The sequence below is a fragment of the Planktosalinus sp. genome (assembly GCF_059864935.1).
Window position 1 is genome coordinate 1 of sequence record NZ_JCBCCK010000122.1, and the last position, 10,936, is coordinate 10,936.

General features: G+C 43.9%; 9 protein-coding genes and 1 pseudogene. 4 read left to right on the forward strand and 6 right to left on the reverse strand.

The genetic code is table 11. The features are described from left to right. From AC6F75_RS05215 to groL, 4 genes and pseudogenes are all read left to right on the forward strand, one after another. A pseudogene (locus tag AC6F75_RS05215) lies at positions 1-473 on the forward strand (hypothetical protein); the annotation flags it as partial. 11 nt (positions 474-484) lie between these two features. Further along, the gene (secG, locus tag AC6F75_RS05220; RefSeq protein WP_500713893.1) at positions 485-811 is read left to right on the forward strand and encodes a preprotein translocase subunit SecG; all 327 of its coding nucleotides are present in this window, start codon (positions 485-487) and stop codon (positions 809-811) included. Positions 812-989: 178 nt separating this feature from the next. After that, positions 990-1,271 carry a co-chaperone GroES gene (locus AC6F75_RS05225; protein ID WP_500713894.1) on the forward strand — a complete coding sequence of 94 codons (282 nt, stop codon included), beginning with the start codon at positions 990-992 and terminating at the stop codon, positions 1,269-1,271. A gap of 104 nt (positions 1,272-1,375) precedes the next feature. Further along, entirely contained in the window at positions 1,376-3,013 is a 1,638-nt protein-coding gene (gene groL / locus AC6F75_RS05230) for a chaperonin GroEL (RefSeq protein ID WP_500713895.1), read from the forward strand. 71 nt (positions 3,014-3,084) lie between these two features. Here the strand turns inward: groL and AC6F75_RS05235 are convergent, their stop codons facing one another. The 6 genes from AC6F75_RS05235 to AC6F75_RS05260 all read right to left on the reverse strand — a co-directional run. Continuing rightward, positions 3,085-4,071 carry a D-cysteine desulfhydrase family protein gene (locus AC6F75_RS05235; protein ID WP_500713896.1) on the reverse strand — a complete coding sequence of 329 codons (987 nt, stop codon included), beginning with the start codon at positions 4,069-4,071 and terminating at the stop codon, positions 3,085-3,087. An 11-nt stretch (positions 4,072-4,082) separates the two neighbouring features. Further along, entirely contained in the window at positions 4,083-4,433 is a 351-nt protein-coding gene (locus AC6F75_RS05240; RefSeq protein WP_500713901.1) for a cation transporter, read from the reverse strand. A gap of 217 nt (positions 4,434-4,650) precedes the next feature. Continuing rightward, complete coding sequence (locus AC6F75_RS05245) at positions 4,651-6,894, reverse strand: TonB-dependent receptor domain-containing protein (protein ID WP_500713897.1); 2,244 nt, start codon at positions 6,892-6,894, stop codon at positions 4,651-4,653. Between the two features lie 70 nt (positions 6,895-6,964). Continuing rightward, complete coding sequence (locus AC6F75_RS05250) at positions 6,965-7,366, reverse strand: HYC_CC_PP family protein (protein ID WP_500713898.1); 402 nt, start codon at positions 7,364-7,366, stop codon at positions 6,965-6,967. Between the two features lie 397 nt (positions 7,367-7,763). Beyond that, complete coding sequence (locus AC6F75_RS05255) at positions 7,764-8,081, reverse strand: GIY-YIG nuclease family protein (RefSeq protein ID WP_500713899.1); 318 nt, start codon at positions 8,079-8,081, stop codon at positions 7,764-7,766. A gap of 639 nt (positions 8,082-8,720) precedes the next feature. Beyond that, positions 8,721-10,936: heavy metal translocating P-type ATPase (locus tag AC6F75_RS05260; protein ID WP_500713900.1), on the reverse strand; the 2,216-nt coding region annotated here is incomplete at its 5' end.

The following is a 10,936-nucleotide window of genomic DNA, read 5'->3' on the forward strand; positions in this document are numbered from 1 at the left end:
CCGAAGCCATTTTAAATCCCGCTTTGTTTGAACGCAAAGTTGAAAAAAGTGTAGAAGAGAAAGCTGTAGAAGAAATCCTTGAAGTTCACAAACCGCTCACCTTTTCAAAAGAAGATAAACACTCCTTCAATGAATGGCTAAAGCTAACTTCTGCGAAACCGATTCAAAGGGAAGAAAAACCGGAAAAAACAGTTTCTCGAAAAGAAGAAAAATACAAGCTAATCGACAAATTCCTTCAGGAAAACCCTAAAATCGACCCCACTGTTCAACAGTCAACTGAAGATTTGGCCAAGCCGTTTACAAAGACAAACGAGCATTTAATGACCGAAACCTTGGCCAAGGTTTACATACAGCAAAAGAATTACAAAAAAGCCATACAAGCCTATAAAATTTTAATTTTGAAAAATCCCGAAAAAAGTGGTTTCTTTGCAGACCAAATTCGGGCAATAGAAAAAATACAACAAAATAATTAAATAAAGAATCAATGAGTACGTTTACAGTTTTTTTAATATTAATCGTTCTGGTAGCGTTTTTATTAGTAGTGGTTATTATGGTGCAAAACCCTAAGGGTGGCGGATTGTCTTCATCGTTTGGCGGGGGTGGTACCCAGCAATTGGGCGGTGTTCAAAAAACTACTGACTTCCTTGACAAAAGCACCTGGACACTGGCCATTTTATTACTGGTTTTAATTTTAGTGTCAAACATTTCCCTTTTCCAGAGTATGGGAGCAACCCAATCAAGATCGATTGACGCTGTAGAAAGAACGAGTCCGCTTCCAACGACACCTGTTCAGCAAACACCTGTGGAGTAACCGCATTAAAACATATAGATTAGCTACGCTGAATCAAGAGATTCCCGCCTTTGCGGGATTTTTTTTTGCCAGCTGCTGACAAGCTGGCATTTTTAGTTTCAATATGTCAGTAGATTGTGCAGTGGCACAATTTCTGCCAATTAGCTGCCGTAACAACTAATTCAAAAATTCAAATTATATGGCATTAAAAATTCAACCTTTATCAGACCGTGTTGTGGTTCAGCCACAGGAGGCCGAAACAAAAACTGCATCAGGCATCTTCATTCCTGATTCTGCAAAAGAAAAGCCTCAACAAGGAAAAGTCGTAGCCGTTGGCTCAGGTAAAAAAGACCACAAAATGACCGTGAAAGCAGGTGACACCGTTCTTTATGGAAAATATTCCGGAACAGAATTAAAACTGGATGGCAACGATTATCTAATCATGCGTGAAGATGATATCCTGGCAATAATTCCCGCGTAGGCGGGAATCTCGTGATTCAGCATCGCTAATCTCGATTTCCAAAAAACTATAATCAAGTATAACAACAAGATACCCGCCTTTGCGGGTATGTAAAAATCAAAACTATGGCAAAAGATATAAAATATGATATTGAAGCACGCGATGGACTAAAGCGTGGAGTTGATGCATTGGCAAATGCAGTAAAAGTAACCTTAGGCCCAAAAGGTAGAAATGTAATTATCAGTAAGTCCTTTGGGGCACCACAAGTCACTAAAGACGGTGTAACCGTTGCCAAAGAAATAGAACTTCAGGACCCGCTAGAAAATATGGGTGCTCAAATGGTAAAAGAAGTAGCCTCAAAAACCAACGACCTGGCAGGTGACGGAACAACCACCGCTACTGTTTTGGCACAAGCCATTGTCAAGGAAGGCTTGAAAAATGTGACTGCAGGAGCAAACCCTATGGACCTGAAAAGAGGTATTGATAAAGCTGTTGAAGCCATTGTAAAAGATCTCGAGAAGCAAACCACCAAAGTGGGCAACTCTTCAGAAATGATCAAACAGGTCGCTTCTATTTCTGCCAACAATGATGATGTCATTGGCGAATTGATCGCAAAAGCATTTGGAAAAGTGGGCAAAGAAGGCGTGATTACTGTTGAAGAAGCCAAAGGAACAGAAACCTATGTAGATGTTGTGGAAGGCATGCAATTTGACAGAGGATACCTGTCACCTTATTTTGTGACCAATTCTGAAAAAATGAACGCAGAATTGGAAAACCCGATGATCCTTATTTACGACAAGAAAATTTCTTCTATGAAAGACTTGTTACCTGTTTTGGAACCGGTAGCACAACAAGGAAAATCGTTGCTTATTATCGCAGAAGATGTTGACGGTGAAGCACTGGCTACCCTTGTAGTAAACAAACTAAGGGGCTCTTTAAAAATCGCAGCAGTAAAAGCACCCGGATTTGGTGACAGAAGAAAAGCCATGCTTGAAGATATCGCTGTATTGACAGGAGGAACAGTTATTTCTGAAGAAAGAGGTTTCACTTTGGAAAATGCAACCATCGATATGTTGGGAACTGCCGAGACCATCACCATGGACAAAGACAATACTACGATCGTGAATGGTGCCGGTGATAAAAACGCCATCAAAGCACGCGTGAATGAAATAAAAGCCCAAATAGAATCCACAACCAGCGATTATGATCGTGAGAAACTACAGGAGCGTTTGGCCAAATTGGCCGGAGGCGTTGCCGTACTTTATGTGGGTGCTGCCAGCGAAGTGGAGATGAAAGAAAAAAAAGACCGTGTGGATGATGCCCTTAACGCAACCAGGGCTGCTGTAGAAGAAGGTATTGTTGCCGGTGGTGGTGTTGCATTGGTGAGAGCCATTGCAGTATTGCAAAAACTAACAACTGAAAACCTTGACGAAACCACAGGGGTACAAATTGTAGCCAAAGCCATTGAGTCACCATTACGCACCATAGTAGAAAATGCAGGCGGTGAAGGCTCGGTAGTGATTGCAAAGGTGCTGGAAGGCAAGAAAAACTTTGGTTTTGATGCCAAGACAGATACTTATGTGGATATGCTAAAAGCAGGAATCATCGATCCTAAAAAAGTAACACGCATTGCATTGGAAAATGCAGCTTCAGTTGCAGGAATGATCCTGACCACTGAATGCTCGTTAACCGACATCAAAGAAGAAAACAGCGGTGGCGGAATGCCCCCCGGAATGGGTGGCGGTATGCCGGGGATGATGTAATAAGCCCCCTAAATCCCCCGAAGGGGGACTTAAAAAAACAAAACGCCTCTTCAATTTTAAAGAGGCGTTTTTTATTGCAATTGGCTGTTGTAGTAAAACAGTGCAGGGGTTCCTCCGGTATGCCAGAACAATACCTTATCTGTTTTTGAATAGCGGTTTTTTCTGATTAAGTCAATCAGTCCGCCCATGGCTTTTGCGGTATAAACAGGGTCTAATAAAATTCCTTCAAGGCGAGCCAAAAGGTCTATGGCTTCTTTTTCTGCAGCACCCACAACACCATATCCCTCCCCGAGGTAATTGTTGTTTAAATGCACTTCGCTTTTTGAGAACTCTTTATCTAAATCGAGCATAGAAGCAGTTTCGTTGGCCAATTTCAAAATAAAATTTTCCAGTGATGTTCCTTCGATTTCGTCTTTATCGATTCCAATTCCTAAAATATCAAATTCGGCTTTAAATAATTCTTTACCGACTATCAAACCGACCTGAGTCCCTCCGGAACTTGAAGCAAAAACGATTTCATTGAATTGAAGGTTTTGGTTTTCCGTTTGAAATTTAAGTTCCTCAACAGCATTTACAAAGCCAAACGCCCCTGTAACATTTGAGCCACCATAGGGAATGATGTAGGGCTTTTTTCCTTGAGAAGTAAGTTGTTCAAAAATTTCAGGGATTTTTTCTCCTTTGCGTAAGTCGCCACAGAAATGAAGTGTAGCTCCAAAAAGTGTATCCAATAAAAGGTTGCCATTTAATTCGTTGGGTTGTTCACCGCCCAAAACCAAATGGCATTCCATACCACAATGAGCTGCAGCAGCGGCAGTTTGCCGGCAATGATTGGACTGTTGTGCTCCACCGGTAATAACGACATCGCAGTTTTTATTAATGGCCTCGCCTACTAAATATTCAAGCTTTCGGGTTTTGTTACCACCCATTGCAAGCCCTGTTTGGTCGTCGCGTTTTATATAAACTTTGGGGCCACCTAAAAATGTAGAGAAAGCCTTGAGTTCCACTAAAGGTGTTGGAAAAAACCCAAGCGATTTTTTAGGTAAGTCTGCTTGCCCCATATTATAAAAAGTTAATGATCAGCCCTGACTGCCTCATCCCGATACCTACAACAGGCGTGAACACTGTTATATGCTTTTTCTGTGGCCGTTACTTTTTCAGTATCGTGGCCCACGTCTGCTATTTTTTGGTGAATCGTGTCCAAACTGGTTTTTTGCTCATCATAAATAAGGGAAAGCATATGCGTTTGCACATCCCATACAGCCGATTTCACACCTTTGGTTTTGATGGCTGCTTTTTCGATGCGTTCTTTACACATCACACACACACCGTCCACTTCAATAATGGCCTTGGCATTTTTATCCTGAGCCTGAAGCTGTACGCCAAGCATCATAAATACTGTAATTATTACAAATTTTCTCATCATCCTATTTATTTTATAAATTTAATAAAAATTCAATCTTTAAACATTGGGTTTATTATCCAAAGTTTTTCATTAGTGATGGTTCGCTATACCACAAAGTTACACAAAGAATACACAAAGGGCCACAAAGCCATTTCTGAAAACACAAAATCTTACTACCTTTCAACTCTCACCACTCAAAAACTCACCTCTCACCTCTACCCTCTCAAAACTATCCTCACATTTTCCATCGCAACCCGGCATAATACATACTCCCAAAAATGGGGCCATACACAAAAGTGGTATCAAAATATTCCCCAAAAGGGTCATCGGCCGCAACAATGGGATTGGATTGACGCACATTGGTGATGTTTTCACCGCCCACATAGATTTCAAATTTTAGGCTAAATACCCGGGTGATTTGTACATTCAAGGTGTTTAAATCTAATGTCATTTCACTTAATTGATACGGCTCAGGATTTGACATTGTGTTAGGAAAACGCTGTTGACCCAGCCAATTGTAAGTAGCATCAAACTTCCACTGTGCGCCTTTTTCTGTATGCCCTGTTTCATAAGCCAGATTTGCAAAAAAGCGATGTTTTGGTGTCAATGGCTTTTGGAGTTTTCCTTGTAAATAATCTGTTTGCACGTCAAACAAACGATACGAAAGCCTGAGGTCAAGCCGTTCTGCCGGTGTATAGTTCACTTCCGTCTGAAAGCTGTTGGCATAACTGCTGCCTTCCAGGTTGTATAAACGCACTTGCCGCGGGTCTTCCCAATCCACGACTACCTGATTGCGGAAATCGGTGCGGTAAAAGTCAAACACCACGTCGGCATTTCTGTTAAATAGCCTAAAGCCCTGTATAAAAGAAAGACCGTAATTCCAGGCGTCTTCGGCATCCAATCCATAAAAATTGCCGCCATTGTTCAAAATGGAAATGTTCCTCGATGAACCAAAAAGCTGCTGATTTTCAGCAAAAATACTCGGTGCCCTCACGCCCCTGCCAAAAGAAGCCTTTATAGACGAATTTTCCCAGGGGGTATATCGCATATGAAATCGGGGCGTAACAAATGTCCCTATCAAATTGTGATGGTCCACACGAACCCCCGCGGTGAGCAATACATCACTGAGATTGTCATAAGCATACTCAAAAAAGGCACCTACTGAATTTTCGGTACGCAAATAAGTATCCGTCAGCACATGTTCATCATATTTATCATAAGTAAAACTCAGTCCTGTTTTAAAATTGTGCCGGGAATCGCCAATAATCGAATTGAAATTCAAATTGGAATAGAAACTTTCGTGTTGAATGTCATACACATTCAAGCCAAAATAGGAATCTTGCTCATGATGACTGTATGCCCCCTGAAACCCAAAAGACTGATAGGGTATTTCCGGGAACACATAACCCAGTTTCAACACAGCTTCGGCCCGGGTGGTTTCTATTTCGGCACCCCAGGCGTTGGTGGTGAATTTGTCTGTTTCAGGATTGAAATTCACTTGCCCGGTTTGTTTTCTGTCAGTCAAATAACGAAGGTTCAAAAAGCCTACCCAGCCCTTTTCTGTATCAGTATATTGCCAGCGGTTCATCACGTTCAATTGTTTTTGTAATGGGTTGTCCAGAAAGCCATCGTCATTCATATCGTTTTTGGTATCCCGCAGGTTGCCATGCAGGTACAAGCCGGTATGCCAGTTGTTGTTGAGTTTAAAGTTTAAATGGTTGTTGAGTTCCAGCCGACCATCAGCACCGGCATAGGCATTCAGGAAGAAACGTTCATCTGTTGACGGCTTTTGCAATTCGGCGTTGATTTGCCCGGCAATGCTTTCATAACCGTTGATCACACTGCCCGCGCCTTTGGAAATCTGTATGCTTTCCACCCAGGTGCCGGGGATAAAACTCAACCCATACGCCTGTGACGCCCCTCGAATAGAAGGAATATTTTCTATGGCAATGAGGGTGTACGGACTCGTTAACCCCAACATCTTAATCTGCCGGTTTCCGGTAAGGGCATCGGGAAAATTCACGTCAATGGACGGATTGGTTTCAAAGCTTTCCGCCAGGTTACAACAAGCTGCTTTGAGCAATTCTGCACTGCTTACATTGGTCACATTTTGCGCCTGCAAATAGGAACGAAAGCTGGTTTGTTTCCGGTTTTTAATCACCACTTCGTCCAGACTGCCTTCCGGTAGCAACCAATGCCTGATAAAGCCCGGTCCGGTCACAGAAAGGGTATCTGTTTGATAGCCCACATAACTCACAATCAGTTTGCGGTATTCTTTTTTGTAGGGCAGTTCAAATTCACCGTTAAAGTTAGTGATGGTTCCTGTTTCTGTCCCCTCCCAGTACACGTTAGCACCTGACATAGGAACATTTTTATCCGGTTCGGAACCTTCAAATAGGATTCCGGATAGTTTTTCCTGTGCTTGTAAAGTTTGCAGGCTCAGGCATAGTGCCAACAGCCAAAGGTGTTTATAGTTCATATCCTAAAAAAATTACATGAAAATAAAATCGCCTTGAGCGAAAATTTAGTCTCGAAAAAATTTGAATATGCTAAATCAAATAAGTTTGATACAGGGCCAGTTTGTCGGGAGCCCTCTCAGGGGGTGTGTAAAGCTTAAAAGACTGTTGTTCCTTTGAAAAGGCAACAGCTACTATTAAAAAGTTAGTTTGAGAAGAAACAAATGGCGGAATCTCCAATGAAGCATAGGGGTTCTTTCCGGAAAACTCGGTATCGGTTTGTATCTGATAATAAGTGTCTGAGCAGCAATCGTCTTCTCCCGGATTGTTTTCGCAAGCATCATCGCCTTCCACCTCGGCGCAGTTCATGGTTTCAAAACCAATGGTAAATGATTTGTCCACCACTACCCCTTCACAAAAGTGCTGCCCATAGGTCAGGTCTGTGGTGCTTAGCAAAAGTAAAAGCGAAAATAGTATGGCGATGGGTTTTTTCATAGAAACAACAAATTTACAAAATTTGATTGAAGGAAGGTTTTTTTGTCATACTTCCTTTTTATCACTCTTTTCTCTTTCTGTCACCCCCTTTGTTTTTGTCAACTCCTTTGTTTTTGTCACTCCGACAGAGCGAGGCACGAGCGACGAGTAAGCACGCACTGCTGAGCAACACCCCATCCTTAGTCACGCCGACTTCACTCCTTTTTGTCACGCCGATCCGCCAAAGGCGGAGAGGGGTCGCATCTGAGTAAGTACGCACTGCTGGGCAACGGTGTGTGAGCAGCTGGGCGTGAGCAGCATGATGGGATACCTCCTTCGTCGGTATGACAAAAAGAGACGGGCTTTTTGTCACCCCGACAACGGAGGGGTCGCATCAGAGTAAGCATGCACTGCTGAACTACTCAAACAAATAATTAAAAGTCTCCATTTTGGGATTAATAGTGCGTATCAAATTCAACTTCTTTTCTCTACGCCAACCCTTAATTTCCTTTTCCCTTGCAATGGCTAACTGTATCCATCCGTGTTTTTCATAATAGACTAAGTCAGTTAAATTATACCGGGCCACAAAAGTCTTTTTACGTTGTTCTATGGCTTCTTTGTGCTGTTGTAAACGCTTTCTTAGATTATTGGTTACCCCCACATAAAAGGTTGTCCTGTACTTGTTGGTAAGGATGTAAACATAGAATGTGTAAATTCCTTCAGTGAATTCTATCATTTTCAGAAGGTTTGGCTTGTGGTGGGTTAAATTTAAGTATAATTATGAAATGTTTTTTTGTTTTATTGTTTGTGTGTGTGAGTGGCGGGGTTTGAGTGGCGGGTTTGAGCAGCAGTGCGTGAGCAGCGGGATGGGATTTCTCCTATCGTCGAAATGACAAATAGACGGGGTTTGTCACTCCGACAGAGCGAGGCACGAGCGACGAGGACCGTGTACGCCGAATCCGCCGGAGGCGGAGAAGGAGGAGTCGCATCTGAATAAGCACGTGCTGCTGAGCAATGGTGCGTGAGCAACAGGATGCGATTCCTCGCTGCGATTCGGAATGACAAAAACAATGGGGTTTGTCACTCCGACAGAGCGAGGCACGAGCGACGAGGACCGTGTGCGCCGAATCCGCCGGAGGCGGAGAAGGAGGAGTCCCATCCGGGTAAGCACGCACTACTGAGCAACAGTACGTGAGCAACGGGATGAGATTCCTCCTTCGTCGGAATGACAAAAAAAGGGGGATGTTATTAGGGATTCGTTTTTGATTGACGAGATCCCCGCCTTCCTCCTTCACTGCTATCGCTTGTTTCGGAGGACAAAGCCCTCCTTCTCCGCCTCCGGCGGATTCGGCGCACACGTTCGCGGGGATATGGGTTATCCAATGCGAGCCCGCTTCAACCGCAATGCATTGGCAATCACCGAAACAGAGCTAAAACTCATGGCCAGTGCTGCAATCATTGGAGAAAGCAAAACACCAAAGAAGGGAAACAACACTCCGGCAGCGATTGGCACTCCCAGCGTATTGTAAATGAGTGCAAAAAATAAATTCTGTTTGATGTTTCGCATTACTTTCTTGCTTAGCATTTTGGCTTTCACCACGCCCTGTAGGTCACCTTTTACCAAAGTAATTTTTGCGCTTTCTATCGCCACATCGGTTCCAGTGCCCATGGCGATTCCGATATCTGACTGAGCCAAAGCCGGTGCATCATTGATGCCGTCACCGGCCATGGCTACTTTTTTGCCTTCATTTTGCAGGCGTTTTACTTCGTTTAATTTGTCTTCGGGCAGCATCCCGGCTTTAAAGCCTGAAAGGTGTAACTCCCCGGCAACGGCTGCTGCGGTGTTTTCATTGTCGCCCGTAAGCATAAATACTTCAACACCGGCATCCATCAGTTCCTGAATGGCCCGGCGGCTGGTTTTTTTGATGGGGTCGGTAATGGTGATATAGCCCGCCACCTGGTTATCCACTGCCAGATAGGAAACCGTTTTTCCCTGTTGCTGTTCGGCTTTTACTTGTTTTTGTACTTCCGGGGATATTTCGGCTTTTACTTGAGCCATCAGTTTGTCATTCCCCACAGCAATTTGCTTTCCGTTGACTTCCCCCGTAACCCCTTTTCCGGTTACGGAATCAAAATCACTGGATTTGGTGACTTCCAGCTTCTTTTCTTTCGCGAAAGCTACCGTTGCCTCCGCCAGTGGATGTTCACTGTTTGCATTTACTGAAGCGATAAATTGCAGTACCTCCTCCTCTGAAAAAGATTCTGAAACCGAAACCGTTTTTTCTACCGAAGGCTTTCCTTCGGTGATGGTGCCTGTCTTGTCAATAATCAACGCGTCAATCTTGTCCATTTGCTCCAGTGCTTGTGCATTTTTAATCAGTACACCGTTTTGCGCCCCTTTCCCCACACCTACCATCACTGACATGGGTGTAGCCAATCCCAGCGCACACGGGCACGCAATGATGAGCACTGCAATCGCATTGATCAACGCATAAGCATAGCTGGGCTCAGGGCCGTAAATGGCCCATACAATAAAGGTTAAGATGGAAATCAATACAACCACCGGAACAAAATAACCCGAAATCCTGTCGGCCAGTTTTTGAATGGGTGCTTGTGAACGGCTGGCTTCATTGACCATTTTAATGATTTGTGCCAGCAAGGTTTCATTCCCCACTTTTTCAGCGGTCATGGTGAAACTGCGATTGCCGTTAATGGTTCCCGAGCTCACAGAATCTCCTTCTTTTTTATCAACAGGAATGGGCTCTCCTGTAATCATGGATTCGTCCAGACTGCTGTACCCGCTTTTGATAGTTCCGTCCACCGGCACCTTATCGCCTGGTTTGACCCGCAGTTCATCCCCTTTTTGAATTTTATCTGTTGCTATTTCTTCTTCCTCACCATCTACAATGCGAATGGCTTTATTGGGAGCCAGTTTTAACAACTCCTTGATGGCCGAGTTGGTTTTACTGTGTGCCCGTGCTTCCAGTAACTGACCCAGCAATACCAATGTGAGGATAACCGTGGCGGCTTCAAAATACACATGAACGGTTCCCATATGGGTTTTGAATTGGTCGGGGAAGACATCTGGAATCAACAAGCCGACCACACTGAACAACCAGGCGACTCCGGCACCAATAGCGATAAGGGTAAACATATTGAGGTTCCAGGTAACGATGGAACGCCAGCCGCGTTCAAAAAACATCCAGGTGGCGTAAAACACCACGGGTATGGAAAGTACCAATTGTACCCAGTTCCAATAAAACATGTCCATCCAGTCATACAACGGATTGCCCGGCAGCATTTCAGACATGGCAATGATAAAAATAGGCACAGTGAAAAGCACCGCTATTTTGAACTTTTTGAGCAGTTTGTTGTAGGTTTTTAGTTCTGCTGAAATATCGGCTTGTTTGGGCACCAAGTCCATTCCGCAAATGGGACAGTTTCCGGGTTCGTCTTTCACCACTTCGGGGTGCATGGGGCAGGTGTATCCTCCCCCCAAACCCCCTCCTAAGGAGGGGGAGGATAGTTCTTCCACCAAATCCATGCCACATACGGGGCAGTCGCCGGGTTTGTCATAGGTTTTGTCCCCTT

What these genes read in the sequence shown, in the direction of transcription:
- secG (WP_500713893.1), top strand. Translation starts at nt 485, where the DNA reads ATGAGTACGTTTACAGTTTTTTTAATATTAATCGTTCTGGTAGCGTTT.
- AC6F75_RS05225 (WP_500713894.1), top strand. Translation starts at nt 990, where the DNA reads ATGGCATTAAAAATTCAACCTTTATCAGACCGTGTTGTGGTTCAGCCA.
- groL (WP_500713895.1), top strand. Translation starts at nt 1,376, where the DNA reads ATGGCAAAAGATATAAAATATGATATTGAAGCACGCGATGGACTAAAG.
- AC6F75_RS05235 (WP_500713896.1), bottom strand. Translation starts at nt 4,071, where the DNA reads ATGGGGCAAGCAGACTTACCTAAAAAATCGCTTGGGTTTTTTCCAACA.
- AC6F75_RS05240 (WP_500713901.1), bottom strand. Translation starts at nt 4,433, where the DNA reads ATGAGAAAATTTGTAATAATTACAGTATTTATGATGCTTGGCGTACAG.
- AC6F75_RS05245 (WP_500713897.1), bottom strand. Translation starts at nt 6,894, where the DNA reads ATGAACTATAAACACCTTTGGCTGTTGGCACTATGCCTGAGCCTGCAA.
- AC6F75_RS05250 (WP_500713898.1), bottom strand. Translation starts at nt 7,366, where the DNA reads ATGAAAAAACCCATCGCCATACTATTTTCGCTTTTACTTTTGCTAAGC.
- AC6F75_RS05255 (WP_500713899.1), bottom strand. Translation starts at nt 8,081, where the DNA reads ATGATAGAATTCACTGAAGGAATTTACACATTCTATGTTTACATCCTT.